Origin of the sequence: Aeromonas rivipollensis, assembly GCF_037811135.1 — a bacterium.
Taxonomy (GTDB): domain Bacteria; phylum Pseudomonadota; class Gammaproteobacteria; order Enterobacterales; family Aeromonadaceae; genus Aeromonas; species Aeromonas rivipollensis.
Map to the genome: position 1 here is coordinate 743,337 of NZ_CP149130.1, position 20,868 is coordinate 764,204.

Below are 20,868 nucleotides of genomic sequence, written 5' to 3' on the forward strand. Positions count from 1 at the left end.
CGATGAGAGGTGGATAAAATACATCTTTCCCCATGGGAATAACCAAAGTGATTAAATACCATTTCAATTCATTACTCTGAGTCAGTAGACTCGCGCACCAATCGATTTTCCCCCTAGGGCTTGAGGTGACTGATGCCATTGATTCTTCTGCTTGTACTACTGGTGCTGTTCAGCCCGCTGGCCATCGACATCTATCTGCCCGCCATCCCGCAGATGGCCGAGCAGCTGGGGGCCGAGGTGACCCTGATGCAGGGCACCATCACCTGGTTCCTGTTCAGCATGGGGCTGGGTCAACTGCTGGTGGGGCCGCTCGCCGACCGCTACGGCCGCAAGCCCATCGCCCTTGGCGGCGTGCTGCTCTACGGGCTGAGCGCCCTGGCCGCGGGCTTTGCCGCCAGCCTGGGTGAGCTGATGCTGGCGCGGGTGCTGCAAGGCTTCGGTGCCTGCGCCACCTCGGTCGCCGCCTTCTCGGTGGTGCGGGACAGCTATGGCCCCAAGAAGAGCGGTCAGATGATCTCCTACCTGAACGGCGCCATCTGCTTTATCCCCGCCCTGGCACCCCTGCTCGGTGGCTGGCTCACTGCCAAGGCGGGTTGGTCGGCCAACTTCTGGTTTATGGCCGGGTACGCCGTTGTGGTCGGCAGCTGGCTGCTGTGGCGCATGCCGGAGACTCGCCCAGAGGAGACCAGCAGCAGCGGCCCGCTCATCAGCTGGTCCCGCTACAGCCCTGTGCTGCGCTCCCCGAGCTTCCTGTTCAACGCGGCGCTCTGCATGCTGGCGATGGCGGTGATCCTGGCCTATGTCACGGCGGCGCCGGTACAGCTGATGGTGAAGCTGGGTCTGGACATGAATGGGTTCAGCTACTGGTTCACCGCCAATGCGGCGCTCAACATCCTGGCCTGCTTCCTGGCGCCGCGCTTCATCGCCAGGGTAGGACCGAGACGCACCCTGCGTATCGGCCTGCTGGTGCTGCTGCTGTCGGCGATCCTGCTGACGCTGACCATGCACCTGGCTCATCCGCTGGCGATGATGGGGCCCGTATTCCTCTCCAGCATCGGCTTCGCCATGATACTGGGTGCCGCAGCCGGCATGGCGCTGGCCCCCTTCGGCCACTGCGCCGGCACCGCCGCAGCCCTGCTCGGCCTGTTCCAGATGAGCGGCTCCGGCGCCCTGGTGGGGATCACCGGATGGCTGATGCCGGATCCCCTGAGCCAGTTGGCACTGCACATGTGGCTGCTGCTGCCCCCCTTGCTGATGCTGATGACGCGGCAGGGTCGTCGCCTCTGCTTGCAGCCTTGATGCGCGGGGGCACAACCCCCGGCGTTGATGGATAACGTCGCTTGCACAGGCAATAAATCCTGTGCTCTGATGAACGAAACGGGGGCTTTAGGCCCCCTTCTTTTTTGGGCGCAACCTCGCCAGGTGTCTATCATCAGGTGCCTATCATATTGGACAGTTCAGCGGAGAATCCCATGAGTCAGACAATCAACGCCGCCCTGGTGGGCTACGGCTTTGCAGGACAGACCTTCCACGCCCCCTTCCTGACCAGCACCCCGGGGCTTGCCCTGCGCTGGGTAGTGAGCCGTGATGCCGCCAAGGTGCAGGCCGAGCTGCCCGGTTGCCGCGTCGGCTCGCTGGACGAGGTGCTGGCCGACAGCACTGTCGATCTGGTGGTGATAGCGACCCCCAACGATACCCATGCCCCCATCGCCCGTCAGGCCCTGCTGGCGGGCAAGCACGTGGTGATCGACAAGCCGTTCGCCCTGGATCTGGCCGAAGCGCAAGCGCTCGTCGAGCTGGCCGGGAAGCAGCAGCGGCTGCTCAGCATCTTCCACAACAGGCGCTGGGACGGGGATTTCCTCACTGTGCGCCGCCTGCTGGCAGAAGGTGCCCTGGGCCAGATCGCCCAATTTGAATCCCACTTCGACCGCTATCGCCCCGAAGTGCGCCAGCGCTGGCGCGAAGCGGGCGGCCCGGGTTCCGGGCTCTGGTTCGATCTCGGTCCCCACATCCTGGACCAGGCGTTGCAACTGTTCGGCCAGCCTGACTGGATCCAGGCGGATTTGGCCGCCCAGCGCCCGGGGGCACTGAGCGATGACTACTTCCACGTGGTGCTGGGCTACGGCGCGCTTCGGGTGATACTGCACGGCAGCTGTCTGGTCTCTGCCACCATGCCACGCTTCGTCATCCACGGCAGCGAAGGATCCTTTATCAAGTTCGGCATGGATGTGCAGGAGGAGCAGCTCAAGCTCGGCCTGCGCCCGCCCGCGGCGAACTGGGGCCTGGATCCCGAACCCGGCCAGCTCAGCCGCATGGTGGAGGGGCAGCCCTCGGTGCAGGCGGTGAGCGGGGAGGCCGGGGATTACGGCGCCTACTACCGCGGTGTCTGCGCCGCCATCAGGGGGGAGGCGGGCAACCCTGTGCCCGCTGTGGAGGCCCTGGCGGTGATGGCGCTGCTGGATCTGGCCAGAGAGAGCGACAGCCAGGGGCGGCGGCTGATTTGTCAGAAGCTGTCTGACTGAGGGGCCTTTCACGATACCGATGACGGCTGCCGAAATGGCAATGATTGACTGACAATCGTTCTCTTGTTGGTGTTTAATCGTGCTGTTGCGCGTCAATAAAGGCGTATTGTATTAATATTTGTCGTTGCAGTAGTTCTTTTTATCTAGCCAACGAGAAAATATCATTGTGATACGCGTTTTCATTGGCCGCATATGGGGATATATTTCGCGCGCCTCCTGACTCCCGGTGGCTGGCTGTTTTACCGGGAGCGAAGACGCACAGTGATGGTCATTGACACCATCTCTCCATCTTTTTTTGAGGGTATGCACATGAACAAAGTACTGGTAGCCGGTATCCTGGGTCTGATGTTGACCGCCTGTGGTCAGAAAGAAGAAGCCGCCGCTCCGGCTGCTACTCCGGCCGCCGACGTTGCTGCAACTGTTAGCGAAGCTGCCTCTACCGTAGAGAAGGCCGCTTCCGAAGCGTCTGCTACCGTCGAGAAGGCTGCTGCTGACGTGGCCACCAAGGCAGAAGCTGCTGTGAGCGATGCCAAGGCCAACTAAGCCTGCACCTCATAAAAAAACGGGCCCGGCGGTAACGCCGGGCCCGTTTTTTTATGGCCACTGTGGGGGCAGATACTGCCCGGTCAGGGCAGCGGCTCCACCAGCAGTATGTGGGAGTCGGCCCCCACCACCTTGACCCGGCTGCCCGCCGGCAGCGGCACAGGGCAGCGCACCGTCCAGACGGTGTCATCCAGATGCACCCGGCTGGTGCCCTGGCTCACCTCATCCAGCAGTGTCAGCTCCCGCCCCAGATAGCTCTGCATCCGCTCGTTGATGGGGGCGGCCGCATCGCGGCTCGAGCGGTCGCGCTTGTGCTGCCAGCGCCACCAGGCCCAGGTGGTCACCAGGGACTGCGCCGCAAACAACAGCAGCTGGGCCTGCCAGCCGAAGGGCCAGAGCAGCAGGATCAGCCCCACTTCCAGCGCGGCTATGCCGGTCCAGAGCAGAAAGCCCACCGACCCCAGCACTTCGATGGCCAGCAGCACGAAGCCGAGCCCCAGCCAGTGCCAGTGGGTCAGCCCCTCGAACAGGGCTGTCATGACTTGTCGACCTTGCCATCTTTGTTGAACAGCTCGGCCATGCCCGCCACCGAGCCAATCAGGCTGCCCGCCTCCAGCGGCATCATGATGATCTTGCTGTTGGGCCCCTCACCGATGCGGGCTAGCGCCTCTGTGTATTTCTGGGCCACGAAGTAGTTGATGGCCTGCATATCCCCTTCCGCTATAGCTTTTGAGACCATATGGGTCGCCTTGGCTTCCGCCTCGGCGGCACGCTCCCGCGCCTCGGCGGCGAGGAAGGCGGCCTGACGTTCCCCCTCGGCCTTGAGGATCTGGGACTGCTTCTCCCCTTCCGCTTTCAGGATCTTGGACTGGCGTACCCCTTCGGCCTCCAGCACCTCGGCCCGCTTCTGCCGCTCGGCCTTCATCTGGGCATTCATGGCTTCCACCAGGGCCAGCGGCGGGCGCACATCCTTGATCTCGATCCGGGTCACCTTGATGCCCCAGGGGGCGGTGGCGGCATCCATGGTGCGCAGCAGCTTCTCGTTGATGGTGTCGCGCTGGGAGAGCATCTCGTCCAGCTCCATGGCACCGAGCACGGTGCGCATGTTGGTCATGGTGAGATTGCGGATGGCGCTGGTGAGATCGTTGACCTCATAGGCTCCCTTTCGGGCATCCACCACCTGCACGAAGCTGATGGCGTCTATGGTGACGTTGGCGTTGTCCCGGGAGATCACCTCCTGGGCCGGGATGTCCAGCACCTGCTCCATCATGATGATCTTGTGGCCGACTCTGTCCACATAGGGGATCAGCAGGTTGAGACCGGGGGAGAGGGTACGGGTGTAGCGGCCGAAGCGCTCCACAGTCCAGTTGAAACCCTGGGGCACTATCTTGATGCCCGCGCTCAGGGTGGCCAGCACCAGGAACACGAAGATCCCCAGCACAATCAATGACTCATTCATGGTAAAGCTCCTTATGAAACACTTTCACTAGCCTAGAGTCTGGTGCGAACCACCACAAGGACATTCGCTCCCCTTTGCCACGACATGGTTTTACTAATTACTAAAACGCATTAAAGAGCATTTTTTATTATTTTGAGGGATAAGGACTCCTGCCTATAGTCGCCCCAGATGTCGTCGTATGCCGAGGAGTGGGCCCTGATGGATTATTTACCTATGTTTGCCAGGTTGGAAGGCCGCCCGGTATTGCTGGTGGGCGGGGGCGAGGTTGCCCTGCGCAAGGCGCGCCTGCTGCTGGCGGCAGGTGCCCGGCTGACCCTGGTTTCTCCCGAGACTGAACCCGAATTCGCCGAATTTGCCGGCCGTTTCACCCATCTGGTCGAGCGTTTCAGCCCGGCTCATCTGGCCGGCCAGATCCTGGTGGTGGCCGCCACCGACAGCCTCGAGGTCAACGCCCTCGTCTATCAGAGCGCCAACCAGCTCGGGCTCTTTGTGAATGTGGTGGACGACCCCGAGCGTTCCAGCTTTATCTTCCCCTCGATCATCGACCGCTCGCCCCTGATGGTGGCCGTCTCCAGCGGCGGTAAGGCCCCCGTGCTGGTGCGCCTGCTGCGCGAGCGGCTCGAGAGCCTGCTGCCCCGCCATCTCGGTGGACTGGCCGAGCTCTCGGGCCGGGTGCGGGTCAAGGCCAAGCGGGTGCTTGCTTCTCTCTCGGATCGCCGCCGCTTCTGGGAGCGGGCATTTGCCTCCAACACCCTCGCCGGTCTGATTGAGAAAGAGGATTGGCAGGGGGCAGAGGGTTGGCTCAATGAGGGGCTCGACAAAGCCCAAAGCGAAGTGGGCGAGGTGGTGCTGGTGGGGGCGGGCCCAGGGGATCCTGGCCTGCTGACCCTCAAGGCGCTGCAACAGATCCAGCAGGCTGAAGTGGTGCTCTATGACCAGCTGGTCTCCCCGGAGATCCTGGACCTGGTGCGCCGGGACGCCACCCTGGTGTCGGTCGGCAAGAAGGCCGGTGCCCACAGCGTGCCCCAGGAGGAGACCAATCGCCTGCTGGTGGAATACGCCAGGGCGGGCAACCGTGTGGTGCGGCTCAAGGGGGGAGATCCCTTCATGTTCGGCCGCGGCGGTGAGGAGCTGGAAGTGCTGGCAGAGGAAGGTATCCCCTTCTCGGTGGTGCCCGGCATCACGGCCGCCGCTGGCGCCACCGCCTATGCGGGCATACCGCTCACCCACCGCGACCATGCCCAGAGTGCCGTCTTCATCACCGGCCACTGTCAGAAGGAGGGCAAGGAGCCCGACTGGCAGCAGCTCGCCGCCACCAACCAGACCCTGGTCATCTACATGGGGCTGATGCGCTCCGAGCACATCCAGCAACAGCTGGTGAGCCATGGCCGAGGCCAGGTCACCCCTATCGCCATCATAGAGCGGGGCACCACCGCCCGTCAGCGCGTGCTGACCGGCACCCTGGCTGACCTTGCCGTACTGGCCGAGCAGGCAGTTAGCCCGTCGCTCATCGTCATCGGCGAGGTGGTGGCTCTGCGCAAGCAGCTCGCCTGGTTTGGCGAGCAGGGTGGCGAGCAGACCGAAACAGAGGCGAGCCGCCACGAACTGAAGCTGGTGAGCCTGGCCTGAGCCCGGCCACGACAGCAACCGATTAGACGGTGCGGCCAAGGCGGCACCGAACTGAACCAGAACAGCGCCCCGAGCCGGCGCGATAGCAATGAACCGAGGACCCAGACATGGACCGTGAAAGACTGACACACCTGCAACAGCTGGAAGCCGAGAGCATCCACATCATCCGCGAGGTGGCCGCCGAATTTGAAAACCCGGTGATGATGTACTCCATCGGCAAGGACTCCTCCGTCATGCTGCACCTGGCCCGCAAGGCCTTCTATCCGGGCAAGATCCCCTTCCCCCTGCTGCACGTGGACACCAACTGGAAGTTCAAGGAGATGATCAAGTTCCGGGACGAGACCGCCAGGAAGTACGGGCTGGATCTCATCGTCCACAAGAACCCGGATGGTCTCGCCATGAACATCAACCCCTTCGTGCACGGCAGCGGCAAGCACACCGACATCATGAAGACAGAGGGGCTCAAGCAGGCGCTCAACCAGCACGGCTTCGACGCCGCCTTCGGCGGTGCCCGCCGCGACGAAGAGAAGTCCCGCGCCAAGGAGCGGGTCTACTCCTTCCGTGACAAGTCCCACCGCTGGGATCCGAAGAACCAGCGCCCGGAGCTGTGGCGGGTCTACAACAGCCAGGTCAACAAGGGGGAGAGCATCCGTGTGTTCCCGCTCTCCAACTGGACCGAACTGGACATCTGGCAATACATCTATCTCGAGAACATCGACATAGTGCCGCTCTACTTTGCCGCCCATCGCCCTGTGGTGGAGCGCAATGGCATCAAGATCATGGTGGATGACGAGCGCATGCCCATAGGCCCGGAAGACGAAGTGAAGCAGGAGCTGGTGCGCTTCCGCACCCTCGGCTGCTACCCGCTGACCGGGGCCATCGAATCCAATGCCACCACCCTGCCCGAGATCATCGAAGAGATGCTGCTCACCACCTCGAGCGAGCGGCAAGGGCGGCTCATCGACCACGATCAGGCCGGCTCCATGGAGCAGAAGAAGCGTCAGGGATATTTCTAAGGAATCGCATCATGAACAACCATATTCAGACCGCCATCAGCGAACAGGGCATTGAAGCCTACCTGCACGCCCAGCAGCACAAGAGCCTGCTGCGTTTTCTCACCTGCGGCAGCGTGGACGACGGCAAGAGCACCCTCATCGGCCGCCTGCTGCACGACTCCCAGCAGATCTATGAAGATCAGCTCAAGGCGCTGGAGTCCGACAGCCAGAAGCTCGGCACCACCGGCGAGAAGCTGGACCTGGCACTGCTGGTGGACGGCCTGCAGGCGGAGCGCGAGCAGGGCATCACCATCGACGTGGCCTACCGCTATTTCTCCACCGCCAAGCGCAAATTTATCATCTCGGACACCCCGGGCCACGAGCAGTACACCCGCAACATGGCCACCGGCGCCTCCACCTGCGATCTCGCCATCATCCTGATCGATGCCCGCAAGGGGGTGCTGGATCAGACCCGTCGCCACAGTTTTATCGCCAGCCTGCTCGGCATCAAGCAGTTCGTGGTGGCGGTCAACAAGATGGACCTGGTGGAGTTCAGCCAGGAGGTGTTCGATCGCATCAGCCTGGAGTACCGCGAGTTCGCCAAGAAGCTCAGCGTCGACAGCATCCACATAGTGCCGGTCTCGGCCCTGGACGGTGACAACGTGGTCAACCAGAGCGACAAGCTGGCCTGGTACCAGGGCGAGACCCTGCTCGCCCTGCTGGAGTCTGCCGAAGTGGAGCGCGAGCTGGAGCGCCACCCGGTGCGCCTGCCGGTGCAGTACGTGAACCGCCCGAACCTCGATTTTCGCGGCTTCGCGGGCACGCTCGCCTCCGGTATCCTGCGGGTCGGCGACCGGCTGGCGGTGCTGCCGTCCGGCAAGGAGAGCACTGTCACCCGCATCGTCACCTTCGATGGGGATCTGGACTACGCCCTGCCGGGTCAGGCCATCACCGTCACCTTCGCGGACGAGATCGACATCAGCCGGGGTGACCTGCTGGTGGATGCGGCGAAAAAGCCCCAGGTGACCCAGAACCTGCTGGCTCACATCGTCTGGATGGGGGAGGAGTCCCTGCAACCGGGCCGGGTCTACGACGTCAAGCTGGCCACCAAGAAGAGTCGCGGTCAGGTGGAGGCCATCCGCCACCGCATCGAGATCAACAAGCTGGACGAGCTGCCCGCCTCCGAGCTCAAGCTCAACGAGATTGGCCTGTGCGAATTCAGCCTGACCGATCCTGTGGCGTTCGACCCCTACAAAGAGATCCGCGATACCGGCAGCTTCATCCTGATCGACCGGCTGACCAACGTCACAGTGGGGGCGGGCATGATAGTGGAAGGGTTGGCGGCCAAGGTAGTCAAAGGGCACTACAGCGAGTTCGAAATCGAGCTCAACGCCTTGGTACGCAAGCACTTCCCGCACTGGCAAGCCCTTGCCATCGGTAACGACACAAGCAAGGAGTAAGCCCATGACCTGGCAACAATCCCTGGTGCTGGGTCTGCTGGCTGCCCTCGTCGCCCTGCTGATCCAGGGCAAACTCCGGCCGGCGCTGCTCTTCTCGGGCGCCGTGCTCATCACCTATCTGAGCGGCCTGGCGGACATCAACGCCGTGGTGGCGGGCTACACCAACAGCGCCCTGCTGACCCTGGTGTTGCTGCTGCTGGTGTCGCTCGCGGTGGAGAAGACCCGGATCATGAGCTGGTTCGCCAACCTGGTGGGCACCGGCTCCTTCAACAAGGTGCTGGTCAAGGTGTGGTTCTCCACCGCCTTCCTGTCGGCCTTCGTCAACAACACCGCCGTGGTGGCCTCCATGCTGGGGGCGGTCAAACGCAACCCCAACCATGCCCCCTCCCGGCTGCTGCTGCCCATGTGCTTCGCGGCCACCTTTGGCGGCGTGCTGACCCTGATCGGCACCTCCACCAACCTCATCGTCAACAGCTTCCTCATCAAGATGGGGGCGCCGCCGCTCGGCATGTTCGACTTCTTCATGGTGGGGGCGGGAACCCTGCTGACCGGCCTTGTCGCCGTGCTGCTGTTTGCCCGCCACCTGCCGGAGCAGGACACAGAGATGAGCCGGGAATCCGGCTACTTTCTCGAGGCCAAGGTGGGCCCCGGTTCCCCCATGGCCGGGCGCAGCGTCAAGGAGAACGGCCTGCGCAGCCTCAAAAGCCTCTACCTCGCCGAGATCATCCGGGGCAACCAGGTGATCTGCCCGGTGCAGCCGGAACACGAGCTGCACGAGGGGGACATGCTGCTGTTTTGCGGCGACGTGGAGAGCGTCGGCGTGCTGCAGGAGCTCAAGGGGCTGGATCTCTACGGCCAGCACCGCCTCAACGGCCAGCACCTGGTGGAGGTGATCGTCAGCCACAGCTCGCGGCTGGTGGGTCAGACCATCAAGGATGCGGAGTTTCGCACCCACTTCGATGCGGTGGTGCTGGCGGTGCGCCGGGGCGAGACCCAGCTCACCGGCGGCCTCGGCCAGATTGAGCTGCACGCGGGGGATACCCTGCTGCTGGCGCCGGGCCCCAAGTTTGCGGGCAACAAGTCCCTGTCGCGGGAGTTCGTGGTGGTGAGCGGGCTGGAGGCCTCCACCCGGCTCGATGGCAAGCGCAGCGCCGCCGTGGTGCTGGGCTTTCTCGGGGTGCTGGCGCTGTCGGTGTTCGATCTGGTGCCGCTGTTCAAGGGGCTGCTGGTGATGCTGGTGGTGCTGCTCTTCTCCCGCATCCTGACCCTGGACGAGATCCGCCGCCGCTTTCCCCTCGACATCTGGCTGGTGGTGGGCGGGGCGCTGGCCATCGCCGATCAGCTGGAGAAGAGCGGCCTGGCCAGGTTGATTGCCGACTGGCTGATGGGGGAGTTCAACGGTTCCAGCCCTATCATCGCCTTTATCGGCATCTACCTGTTTACCCTGGTGCTGACCGAGCTGATGAGCAACAACGCCGCCGCGGCTCTGGCCTTCCCCATGGGTTACCAGCTGGCGCTCAGCATGGACGTCTCCACCATGCCGTTTATCCTGGCGGTGCTGTTCGGGGCGAGTTCCAGCTTCATACTGCCCTACGGCTACCAGACCAACCTCATGGTCTATGCGGCGGGCAACTACAAGATGCCGGATTACCTCAGGCTGGCGGTGCCTGTCTCCCTGGCCTACAGCATCGGAGTGATCGTCATGGTGCCCCTGCTGTTTCCGTTTTAAGGCGCAACCCTCTTCGTTTTGGGGCCTTGATGCCTCCCAAGGAGTTTGAATGAGCAATACCATGGCATCAGCAAGTTATCGGCTGACAGTCCGAGTCGGCTCCCCGTGGTGGCGGACAGTTTCAGTGTTGAGGCGTGAGCGCCAATCAAGGAGTGTTGGATGAGCAATATCGTGTGGCATGCCCATGCCGTCGACAAACAGAGCCGGGCCGAGCAGAAGGGGCAAAAGCCCCTGGTGATCTGGTTCACCGGGCTATCGGGGGCGGGCAAGTCCACCCTGGCGGGGGCACTGGAGCAGGCGCTGGCCGCCTCGGGCAAGCACACCTATCTGCTGGATGGGGACAATGTGCGCCACGGCCTGTGCGGGGATCTCGGCTTCGATGACGCCGCCCGCCAGGAGAATATCCGCCGGGTCGGCGAAGTGGCAAAACTGATGGTGGATGCGGGACTTATCGTGCTCACCGCCTTTATCTCGCCGTTCCGTGCCGAGCGGGCTCTGGTGCGAAACCTCCTGGGCGCCGACGAGTTTGTCGAGGTGTTTGTGGATGCCCCGCTCGCCGTGTGCGAAGAGCGCGACCCCAAGGGGCTCTACAAGAAGGCGCGAGCCGGGGAGATCCGCAACTTTACCGGTATCGACTCCGCCTACGAGGCCCCCGAGCAGCCGGAAATCCATCTGCTGAACGCCGGCAAGCCGGTGGAAGCGCTGGTGGATGAACTGCTGACCGCCCTGCGGCAGGGGAACTACCTGTAATTGCCGAGTGGCGCCAGCGAGCCTTGAGCTGCTTCAAAGCGGTCGATAGCAACCCCGCAAGAGGATCTTCCTATCCTTGCTTATATCGCGGCGGGGTTATTCGCGATTGTCCGAATACGCTGCGCTATTCGAACCTACGGGCTGTCAAGGTGTGAGCAACGCAATGCCTGAGTTTCCGCATATCACCTTAACCACAAAAACCAACGCATAGTAAAAATGCCACGCGTTGCGAATCACTCTTAAACATTTTGTTATCTGCTGATTTCGTATAATTTTTCTATTGGTGTCAGTAATAAAATTGAGCCACTATTAGAAACCGACATAAAAGTATCATCTGAGTCATTTAATATTTGCTCTTTATAATTATATGAGATTAATTCTTCATAATTTTGAGAGTTAAGAATTTCAATAAGCCTTTCTTCCATTGGATAAAGTGAAACATATCCATCAAATTCTTTTCTAAATCCTGAATTATTACCTCTAGGAAAGAAGACTTTACAGCTAATATCGTTGTTGTATACCTCTAGCGATCGGCCTAATTTTAATACGTTATCGTAATCAAGCTGTTTATTTTCGATTAAACTTATTTCCACGCCATTAAATATTGCTTGAGATCTTTCTAGAAGGAGCTCCGACAATCGCCAAAAACCAGCGACATCAGCAACTTTTGAGTAGTGCATTAATAATAACCTAATCAATTCCTTTCTTGGCACCTCTTGTGGAATGAACTCAGGATCAATTACTTCTATTGAGGTTGGACTTTCACCACGTGGTATTTTTGATATTATTCCGTACTTTGGTGAGATCGCATTATAATTAGCCTTCTTTGTAAAAACGTCTCTAACTGCTGAACTTATACTCCCTTTTCGCCCCTTAGCTTCCAATAAGTAATCCAAGCCGTCCTTTACCATATAGAAATCACATCTTTTACCACCACCTTCAATTAATCTAAATCTATTTTTGTTTACATCAAATAACTTTGAAGATAAGGCTATGCATAAACCAACACTTATAACCTCTGAAGATCTAGTCTGAAATTCGCCATTTTCATTATTATTGAAGTATAAAAGGCCATCAGAGTTATAATTTTCTATTGATGCGATCATTTCAATAAATGAATTTATAAACCTTAGACTAACACTATTAGGATATCGACCTTGATAATGCACAGTGGCAGAATGCATAATTTTTAATGGTGATACCTTAAATCCATCGGTATCAATTTCTGTGTATTTTACTTGATTAAAGAGTGTCGTATCGACTGGGTTGCCTGGATACGAAACAAAGTCAACAGGAACTGTACGTTCCTTTACTAATTTTTTATAAACATCAGTTAACACGATAATTCCTATTTATATTAAAAGCAGATAACAATTTATTATGCGGAATGTTTCCACATAGAAACATGTCGCTGTTCCGCATACCCTGACAATTTTTATGTATCACACTAATGATATTTTGATTTTTTTTCAATGTGTTACATCAATGTTTTCGCATTAACCGTAGGATAAATGGGCGCATTTCCCCTATATCGAACATAGGGCTCCACTAGCATCTATACTGTATGCAAACACATCTCGTATGTTGGGCTAAAAATCGTAGGTTGGTGCTGAACGAAGTGAAGCCCAACGTTTACCGCGAAACGTATCTAAAAATTTGTGTTCTCGATCTGCCCAATCCATCTTTATCCCGCTCTGGTTGAGGTGATAATGCTCGTCTGTTGGGCTTCGCTACGCTCTGCGCCAACCTACAAGAGCGAGGCTACCGAGTATAAATATCGGAACGCTCGTTTATTTTACCTAAACGAACTAACCTAGATGCAATGGAACCTTTTGTTCTTTTATGGATTCTAGATAATTCATCAATGCCTAAGCCTGAATCAAAGCTATTTGCTAATAGCTCATCTTCGTCTGGCTTCCACGGCTTACCAGCATTTTCTGGTAAATCAGATTTGCGCTTTTCAGAATTAATTTATGCTTCGAGGCTCTGTCTTGCAATAAATAAAGCACGAATGACTTTCGGCTGGTTGAAACAGCTCTCTTCAGATAACTCTTCACCGGTTTCAGGATTAACTCCCTCTGACAATGCTGAGATGATTTCTAAAGCCTTAATGACATCCATATTTTCCCCTTTAACGCTGAAGAACTCGTATGTTGGGCTGCGCTACGCTCTGCTCCAACCTGAAAAAAAACCACGCTACCGTCCCTGAATTTCAGCCTCCAGTCTGCTGCTTTTTACCTGCGAGTAGCACTGGCTTGGCTCATGGCTGACTCCTGCGAGAGGTTGCCAAGCAGCTATGTTACCGAACGGGGCTGGGGTGAAAAGTGCAAGCGGGCCGTTTCCTGAGCAAGATCAACAAATTAATCAGTAATGGGCGGCGATATGGCCGTGCTACTGCGGCTGCCATCAGTGCAGAGGGAAATTGAACTGTGAAACGACAGTCTCGCCATCTTGTTGGGGAGCATTAAAAAAACCTATGGGCCTGCTGGCCCATAGGTTTTTCTGAGGAGGTTGTTTGTGTGCGGTGGTTATCTGACTTGGCTTACCGGTACGGCGTTTGCAAGCGGTACTTTATGGTGAGGCAGAAGGTGCTTTCTTAAACTGGTTCACCAGCCGGCGGTAATCGAGTTTAAAAAACTCATAGTGAAAATCTTACGCGCTATGTATTGCTCTCAGACATTGTTATATACGTGCAACCTGCTTGGCCAAGGCTGCCAACAGATCAATATTGAATGGCTCTTTATACATTTTCTCGAATAGATTGAAAGTAGGTTGGTCATGCTGCTGTAAATAATGAAAGCTATTCTTTGAGCCTAGATACCACAAGTCGCGAATATCAAAATATATCTCTAGAAGGTCATGTTGAAGCCAGGTACGACGATAATGGCTATCTATGTCTTTATCATGCGCACGCTCCAACATTTTCATCACCCACTGTTGAAGGTGTGCCCTATCCACCTCCGATGTCGCCGGTTTGCCATCTGCGAGCTTCTGCTTAACGCGAGCCAGGTAGCTGCTTCCTAAACCTTGCGTATCATAAATGACTTTTCCGTCCCCGAAGCGAAGGGCCTCTTCGGGAATTGAGCTTAGATAATCGGTTGGGTAAACCCATACATCAAGATAAATGCCATGAAATAACCTTGCATCCCTTTGTTCGTTCGGATTATCGCAAAAACAGGCTATGTCGATATCACTAGTGTCGGTTTCCTCATTGCGGGCATAAGAACCATAAAGAATGATTGTATGAGGTGCGTATTTTCCTTTGAGATCTTCCATGGCCAAATCTAGAATCTTTTCCATTTCTACTCCGGGTATATAACACCTGTCAATTTGTCCCTGACAACACAGCAATCCTTGCCGCATCTCTACTCGGAAAGTCCGGGTCGACATACACGTACATGCGGCTTATCAGCTTGCCTGTAAATTCAAACACACTACAAAAACGGCCCATGGAGATCTTATTGTCCGGCCAAGAGGTACCATCACTCATTACTCCCCCCTCTTGTCCCTCAACAATCACGGTGTTGCCAGCAGTCATTATCTTAAAGCCATCTATGTCATGCCAGATGCTGGTGAGCGAACTACCAATTCTATTGCCAAACTCAACCAATGCATCCTTTCCTTTAGCCTGACCAAATTTGGGGAAGAAAAAATCAACATTCTCTGAGAAGAGGTCAAGATAACTGGGATCACCTGCATCTATTTTCTTGAAATATTCAGTCGCTATCTCAACTAGACTTTCTTGTTCCATCACCATTCCTATGTCTCTATTAGTTGTTCGCATAACCGTGATTGGACGGCGGGGGCTAACTCGCTGGTGCCATCGCCTTTATAAATCCATTTCACCCTGACTGTCGTTATAAAAAAGCGTTAAATAGATGCCTCGCCAGCAAGTCTGAATCAGTTAATCTTGTGCTTCTTCGGATCGCCTAACTTGGACTGCAACCATGTATTCATGTCGCTGACGACCTCTTTGCGCTGACTTTTCCCGTCACTGTTCTTCAATCCATGGTCAAGCGTTTCATAACGCCGATACTCGATATTGTTCTTCCCGAGATTTTTAAGATGCTGCATCAATTCATCTGTTTTTTGAGGTGATACAGAAGTGTCTCTCCCTCCCTGAACGATCAGCAAAGGAGATTTTACGTTTTGCAGGGTATCAAGCTGATCGATGGAGAGCATCTGCTGCCACCAATGATAACCATGTCCGCTCACCTCAAGCTCTAATGGTTTGCTGTTAAGAACATGCTCGGCAAACTCTTTAAAACCGTCGATCTCTTTTCTCGCCGCTGCGTGGTTTTTATGCTTTACCGCGATGCTGTGTGAAACGTCATCGATAAACCAGCGGCCACCGCCATTAAAGGCGATGGTGGCATCGATATAGTCAACATCTGCGGTCACCAGGTTGGCGATAACGGCACCTTCACTGCCGCCCAATAGGATGAGCTTTTTGTATTGCCCGTCTTTTCGAACGATATCGAGCACAGTTTTGATATCCGCGACCCGCTGCGCAGGATTGTCCTTTTCAAGGTACTGGGCAGGGCAATCCTTGTGTTCGGCATCTTTACTGTATTTTAATTTGCGATTGATGCCGTACTTTTCGATTAGCAAAACATCAGATTCTGGCCAGACATTTTTATACTCGGTGAGTATGGACTCTATTTTCAACACACTATTGCAATCAGAGCCTTGCAGGATCAACAGCAGTGTATCTGTGTCATGGGCATGTTGGACAAGATAATAGGAGATAGGCGAACCATCATCCCTGCTAACTGTGCGAGTCATGATCTCTGTTGCGCTTACCGAGCAGGAAAAAATGAGCAAGAGTAAAGATATTGTGCGGACTTGCATCTTATTCCCTGATAGTCATGATAGAGGCCGTACGTTAATCGGTGCTGAAACCTTCATTCCTCTTGAATGGAAAAAGGGCTGAGGAAGTGTAGTGAAAACCGCCCCAGCCCGGCTTTTATTGGTACTCGCGCCTTGTTATCAGCGATTAACCACCAAATTCACGGCTAATAATTTGTGTGGGGACAACATTCTCTGGTAAGTCACTCGACATTTGTTGAGCAAGTTCACCAGCTAAACCAAACGCGTTGTCAACGGGCTCTACTTTAATTCCGCTTTCGACAGCTAACTCCAAAAATTTCTTGCCAATATCATTGCAAGCATCAACCCAGTTTTTGGGCAGTTCCCCCATGGTGAGTTTGGGTTGACAGACCAGTTGAAATGTATTCTTTCCTTCTTGTATTTGAAATGCCACATCAACAAATTCACTTTTATATGGGTTGGCTAACGCACTTGAGCTAAGTAAAAACATGGCTCCAATAGATGATTGTTTCATGACACGTCCTTGTGATTTGTAACGCCCACCAAGGGGCTGATAATATACGACCGCTGAATTCAGCGGCAAAAAAGATACCATTGTGGTTAATGGGGTTGGAAACGTTACGCGTTGACAGTCCCTCTTAAACAATTTGTTAATTGTTTTTTTGCATACGCTCTAGAATATAGTCTTGAAGTGCTAAGCCTTTTAATTTTTGTTTACACCCATTAACTCGAACCCAAGTGTCACCAGAAGAGTTGAAAAACAAACCAATGGTGTTGGATTTAGGCACATTCACCTCTAAAACATATCCGTTATCTGCATTAATTACAGAGTGAAATTTAACACTGATCTTGGTTGGGTCTATAGCTGGCTCAATCGTACCAATCTTAGCGTTAACAACTTTGTTTATTTCGTCCTTTTGCGCGGTAGATAGATGTAAACTCTTTACTTTACCATCATCGCAGATGCCCCAGAAAATACTACCACCCGAACCGTTAAGAAATGCAACCACATATTCATCAACTAAATTCTGAATAGACTTTACAGGGTTATTTCCTTTAACTTCCTTAAATTCATGGGTCAAATCCTCTTCCAGAGAACACACCTCGCCCTCAATAAATTTGTGCTGGGAATTATCTTCAACCGTTTCCAGTTCATCAGGGAGAGATTCAAAAAACGCTCTAAGTTTTTTTATGCTCCCTGAGCTCATACGGACAGACTGAGACATCTTGTTTACAGAGCCACAACTCTCAATCAACATATCTAGTTGCTCAAGTGCTTTAGTTTTACCAACTAATTGTCCCCAAGTCTCAATTTGTCGATTGCGTTGAGGACCACTTTGCAAACCGCCGGGATAATATCTGTCGTTGATTACTTCAAATGCAACGTCTAGATCCCAGTTCTTATTAATGATCAAAATTGCTTCCTATTATTCCGAGATTTGGTAACACATCTAACTCCACACCGCCTGATACAGGCAATAAGAATTATATTTAAACCAATGAGGTACATGCCAGCCTTTGAAGCTGAACGTGTTCGCTGGACTTCCTCTCTTTAGCGCAACCATTACCACCGAATATAGAAACAGTAAGGGAGTGGACCGAGAAAAGCACCGGCAAAGCTACCGCCCCTGAATTTCAGCTTCCAGCTTGCTGCGCTTTCCCTGTGGCTCTGGTCTGGTTCATGACGGACTCCGACAAGAGGGGATCTGATGGTCATGTTACCGAACGGAGCCTGCTAGGAAAGGGGGAATTGGTGGTTTCTCGGGCAAGATCAATAAATTGAGTGGGTATGGAGTTGTGGTCGGGAGGGATGCTGGATAAGAGGGATCTCAAGGCCCTACTCTTTCACGCTCAACGCTCAACGCTCAACGCTCAACGCTCAACGCTCAACGCTCAACGCTCAACGCTCAACGCTCAACGCCCAACGCCCGGTTCACGATTCACGGCGTATGAATGGGGGAGTGAACGAGGTCATTGCCTTGCTGAGGGTCATGCGGCGTAGCCGAGATGGTCGGCGTGGCAAGGGAGAGCAGGTGGTTGGGGGGACGATACACCTGCTTGTCTGGCCGCCGACTCAAATGTGCAACCCGGTCAGACTCGTATTCCCACCAGAGATAATTGGGCCCGCTGCCGGTGACGACAGGGGCCCATGTTTTTTGTGTTAGCGCACGGTCTTGAGGTCTGGTTTGTTCCGTGAAGGCTCAACGGGCCAGCAGGGGTTGGCCGTCAGGCAAGGACGTATTGACGGTATGGGTGGCGGGATGCTGCTGGAACTGGCGTACCAGCCTCTCCAGCTCGCCGAGTTGGCGCACCAGCTGGACTATGCCCTGCACTGCGTGGCGGCTGCCCAGGCTGGAGTCGTCGGCCAGGGTCTTGATGCTGAGCACGCTGCGGTCTATGTCGGCGGTGACCTGGGATTGCTCCTGCACCGCCTGGGCTATCTGGTTGCTGCCGGCGGCCACCTGCAGCAGGCGATCGCTGATCTGTTGCAGCACGTCGCCGGTGGCAGCGGCCTTGAGGCGGCAGCTGGCGGAGAGCCGCTCCCCCTGCGCCATGGCCTGCTCTGCATCCCCGGCACTGGCCTGCAGCAGGCTGATCATCTTCTGGATCTCGCCGGTGGAGGATTGGGTCTTGATGGCCAGGGTGCGGATCTCGTCCGCCACCACCGAGAAGCCGCGGCCCGCCTCGCCAGCACGGGCCGCCTCGATGGCGGCGTTGAGGGCCAGCAGGTTGGTCTGGTTGGCGATGTTGTTGATGACGTCCAGTATGCCGTCGATGGCCCGGCACTGGGTGGCGAGGGTGTTGATCACCCCCTTGGAGGTCATCAGCTCGCCGTGCATCCCTTCCACCTCTTCGATGGTCTCCTGCACGCGGAGGTTGCCCTCCCTGAACAGGCCGGCGGTCTCGTCCAGCCGATCGGAGGCGGCGGTCGAGCTGTGGGAGACCTCGCGGATGGATTCCGCCATCTGGGTGATGGCAGTCGCCACCTGGTTGGTCTGGGCCTGTTGCTGCTGCAGGTTGTCGGTGATGGTCTCGGCGTTGTGCAGATCCGTCTGGGCGGATGTCAGGATCTGCTGGCAGGTCTGCTGGGTACGGGCCAGCACCGCATTGAACTCCGCCTGGTTCATCTGCATGGCGAGCTCGACGGCGGCGAGGCGATCGACCCGGCCTGTGTAGAGCAGCTGCATCAGCGGGTTGTCGAAGCGGCTGCGGGCCAGGGTTTCCAGTCTCGCGAGACGACGGGAGAGGGCCTGGTTGATGACGAGCGCCAGCATCAGGGACAGGGCGCCGAGCAGAAGGGGCCAGCCAGGGCCCTGCTGATAGCCGAGTGCAACCAGGGCTGCCAGGCAAGGCAGCATGCAGAGGAGGATCCCCAGGGTGTGGGAGCAGGGAGGCAGGCGCAGGGCCAGCGGTGTCTTGCCGCTGCGCATCTCCTCATAGACCCGCTCCGCCCGCTGCTTGACAGTGTCGTCCGGCGCAGTGCGCACCGACTGGTACTCCACCACCTTGCCGCTCGCGTCCTGGATGGGGGTGACGAAGGCGTTGACCCAGTAGTGATCCCCGTTCTTGCAGCGGTTCTTGACCGGGCCCATCCAGCTCTTCTTCTGGCGCAGGTGGGCCCACATGTCGGCGAAGGCCTGGGGCGGCATGTCGGGGTGGCGGACCAGGTTGTGCGGCGATCCCTGCAGCTCCTCCAGGGTGAAGCCGGCGATCTGGCAGAACTCGTCGTTGGCATAGGTGATGCGACTCTCCAGATCCGTGGTGGAGATCAGGTTCTGATGCACCGGGTAGAGGCGCTCACGCTGGGTAACGGGTTGATTGACTCTCATGGTAGCGTCCGGCTGTGGAGGGGATGATGAGTCCCATTGCAAGCCGTGCACCAGAGTGTCAGAGGGCACTTAAATTGCGTTCAAAATGAATCTTGTTTGCTCAAAATCCGGAGATTGACGAAAACGGCCCGGCCCGGTGTCTCCGCCTGCTGAATCGATTCGCTTTTTGGGAGCCGTTTTGGCAACGGCGTGACGGGTTTCGCAATTTGGCAAGGCGGGGCCGGGGGCGCCGCCGGGATCAGCTGGGGAGATCAGGCTCGCCGGCCGGGGCCAGCATCAGGGTCTCTATCTGCAGGTTGGTGGAGAGCAGTGTCTTCAAGTCCTGCAGGTACTCCTCCAGGGGGGGCTCTTCCAGCAGCAGGGCAAGCTCGTTGCCGATGGGGGTGAGGCGGTAATAGAGCAGGGTGAGGTTGCTCTGGCGCTGGCGCAGGCGCCAGCGCTGATTGCCGAAGGCCAGCTCGACCCCGTCCGCAGGCAGGGGACCTGATTCCAGCTCGCCGCGGTGCAGCAGGCCGAGATCGCACAGCAGCAGCAGGGCGCTGTAGGGGACCCGGTATTTGCCAAGCCCCATGCGGGTGACCTTGGCGCGGCTGAGGAGGCCGGCCCCCTTGTGCATGCCCAGCAGCAGGCGCTGCTCGTCGCTGCCCTCGTAGTGACAGGAGAGGGCGCAGATGCGCTGGAACAGCTGGGCTTCGCGCTGGGTCATCTCCTTGAGGGTGTTGAGGGCCCGGATGGAGAAGCGGCCCGGGGTCGCCACCTCCAGGGCGAAGATCCGTCCCCACAGCTGCTGCATGGGCACCATGCTGATGTCTTCGGCCAGTTGCAGGAAGCGGGTCAGCCAGTCGCTGTCCATCTCGCCGCCGGCCGCCGTCTCTTCGCAGTGGCGGGCGGCCATCACCATGATGGCTTCCAGATTGCGCTGGCGGGCGGCCTGATCCGCCAGATGGCGGAAGGTGGCGCGCTGTTCGAAGGTGCTGTCGCTGTTGCGGGTCAGCATGCCGTCTATGCCGCGACTGCGGGCCAGGCGCAGGGTCTGCTCCTGGCTGCTCAGGATGGCACTCTCTTTCTTGGGGGGCAGGTCAGCCATGCTGGCTCCGTGATCGCAGGGTCTGGTGTTGAAT

The 20,868-nt window shown here is 56.8% G+C and carries 19 protein-coding genes; 8 read left to right on the top strand and 11 right to left on the bottom strand.

What is annotated here, in order from left to right:
* Positions 1-132: 132 nt before the first annotated feature.
* The 3 genes from WIR04_RS03545 (at position 133) to WIR04_RS03555 (ending at position 3,065) form a co-directional block, all read left to right on the top strand.
* Entirely contained in the window at positions 133-1,299 is a 1,167-nt protein-coding gene (locus WIR04_RS03545; protein ID WP_162519103.1) for a multidrug effflux MFS transporter, read from the top strand.
* A gap of 173 nt (positions 1,300-1,472) precedes the next feature.
* Positions 1,473-2,522, top strand: coding sequence for an oxidoreductase (locus tag WIR04_RS03550; protein ID WP_338890522.1), 1,050 nt, complete (start codon positions 1,473-1,475; stop codon positions 2,520-2,522).
* Between the two features lie 309 nt (positions 2,523-2,831).
* Positions 2,832-3,065 (top strand): hypothetical protein, encoded by a 234-nt coding sequence (locus WIR04_RS03555; RefSeq protein WP_025328222.1) that lies wholly within the window; start codon positions 2,832-2,834, stop codon positions 3,063-3,065.
* 83 nt (positions 3,066-3,148) lie between these two features.
* Here the strand turns inward: WIR04_RS03555 and WIR04_RS03560 are convergent, their stop codons facing one another.
* A complete protein-coding gene (locus WIR04_RS03560; protein WP_106885852.1) occupies positions 3,149-3,604 on the bottom strand; it encodes an NfeD family protein in 456 nt (151 codons plus the stop codon).
* Positions 3,601-4,524 (bottom strand): SPFH domain-containing protein, encoded by a 924-nt coding sequence (locus WIR04_RS03565; protein WP_338890528.1) that lies wholly within the window; start codon positions 4,522-4,524, stop codon positions 3,601-3,603. Before WIR04_RS03565 ends, WIR04_RS03560 begins: the two co-directional genes overlap by 4 nt.
* A 198-nt stretch (positions 4,525-4,722) precedes the next feature.
* Between WIR04_RS03565 and cysG the strand changes: the two genes are divergently transcribed.
* The 5 genes from cysG to cysC all read left to right on the top strand — a co-directional run bounded on the left by cysG (position 4,723) and on the right by cysC (position 11,087).
* Positions 4,723-6,153 carry a siroheme synthase CysG gene (gene cysG / locus WIR04_RS03570; RefSeq protein WP_338890530.1) on the top strand — a complete coding sequence of 477 codons (1,431 nt, stop codon included), beginning with the start codon at positions 4,723-4,725 and terminating at the stop codon, positions 6,151-6,153.
* A 107-nt stretch (positions 6,154-6,260) separates the two neighbouring features.
* Positions 6,261-7,169, top strand: coding sequence for a sulfate adenylyltransferase subunit CysD (cysD, locus tag WIR04_RS03575; RefSeq protein ID WP_338890532.1), 909 nt, complete (start codon positions 6,261-6,263; stop codon positions 7,167-7,169).
* A gap of 11 nt (positions 7,170-7,180) precedes the next feature.
* Positions 7,181-8,608: a sulfate adenylyltransferase subunit CysN gene (gene cysN, locus WIR04_RS03580; protein ID WP_338890534.1), complete on the top strand. Its 1,428-nt coding sequence runs from the start codon at positions 7,181-7,183 to the stop codon at positions 8,606-8,608.
* Between the two features lie 4 nt (positions 8,609-8,612).
* Positions 8,613-10,337 carry an SLC13 family permease gene (locus WIR04_RS03585; protein WP_338890536.1) on the top strand — a complete coding sequence of 575 codons (1,725 nt, stop codon included), beginning with the start codon at positions 8,613-8,615 and terminating at the stop codon, positions 10,335-10,337.
* A gap of 159 nt (positions 10,338-10,496) precedes the next feature.
* Positions 10,497-11,087: an adenylyl-sulfate kinase gene (gene cysC / locus WIR04_RS03590; RefSeq protein WP_338890538.1), complete on the top strand. Its 591-nt coding sequence runs from the start codon at positions 10,497-10,499 to the stop codon at positions 11,085-11,087.
* A 251-nt stretch (positions 11,088-11,338) separates the two neighbouring features.
* On the opposite strand, the gene WIR04_RS03595 is transcribed toward cysC, so the two are convergent.
* From WIR04_RS03595 to WIR04_RS03635, 9 genes are all read right to left on the bottom strand, one after another.
* Positions 11,339-12,427: a hypothetical protein gene (locus tag WIR04_RS03595; protein WP_338890540.1), complete on the bottom strand. Its 1,089-nt coding sequence runs from the start codon at positions 12,425-12,427 to the stop codon at positions 11,339-11,341.
* Between the two features lie 631 nt (positions 12,428-13,058).
* A complete protein-coding gene (locus WIR04_RS03600; RefSeq protein WP_338890542.1) occupies positions 13,059-13,208 on the bottom strand; it encodes a hypothetical protein in 150 nt (49 codons plus the stop codon).
* Between the two features lie 561 nt (positions 13,209-13,769).
* Positions 13,770-14,387, bottom strand: a complete 618-nt coding sequence (locus WIR04_RS03605; protein ID WP_338890544.1) for a nucleotidyltransferase domain-containing protein — start codon at positions 14,385-14,387, stop codon at positions 13,770-13,772.
* A gap of 25 nt (positions 14,388-14,412) precedes the next feature.
* A complete protein-coding gene (locus WIR04_RS03610; RefSeq protein WP_338890546.1) occupies positions 14,413-14,838 on the bottom strand; it encodes a nuclear transport factor 2 family protein in 426 nt (141 codons plus the stop codon).
* Positions 14,839-14,987: 149 nt separating this feature from the next.
* On the bottom strand, positions 14,988-15,938 hold the full coding sequence (locus WIR04_RS03615) for an alpha/beta hydrolase family protein (protein ID WP_338890548.1): 951 nt from the start codon (positions 15,936-15,938) through the stop codon (positions 14,988-14,990).
* 145 nt (positions 15,939-16,083) lie between these two features.
* Positions 16,084-16,431 (bottom strand): hypothetical protein, encoded by a 348-nt coding sequence (locus WIR04_RS03620; RefSeq protein ID WP_338890550.1) that lies wholly within the window; start codon positions 16,429-16,431, stop codon positions 16,084-16,086.
* Positions 16,432-16,567: 136 nt separating this feature from the next.
* Positions 16,568-17,332 carry an ATP-binding protein gene (locus WIR04_RS03625; RefSeq protein WP_338890552.1) on the bottom strand — a complete coding sequence of 255 codons (765 nt, stop codon included), beginning with the start codon at positions 17,330-17,332 and terminating at the stop codon, positions 16,568-16,570.
* 786 nt (positions 17,333-18,118) lie between these two features.
* On the bottom strand, positions 18,119-19,747 hold the full coding sequence (locus WIR04_RS03630; RefSeq protein WP_338890554.1) for a PAS domain-containing methyl-accepting chemotaxis protein: 1,629 nt from the start codon (positions 19,745-19,747) through the stop codon (positions 18,119-18,121).
* Positions 19,748-19,985: 238 nt separating this feature from the next.
* Entirely contained in the window at positions 19,986-20,834 is an 849-nt protein-coding gene (locus tag WIR04_RS03635) for a TIGR03899 family protein (RefSeq protein ID WP_289976580.1), read from the bottom strand.
* Positions 20,835-20,868: the final 34 nt, after the last annotated feature.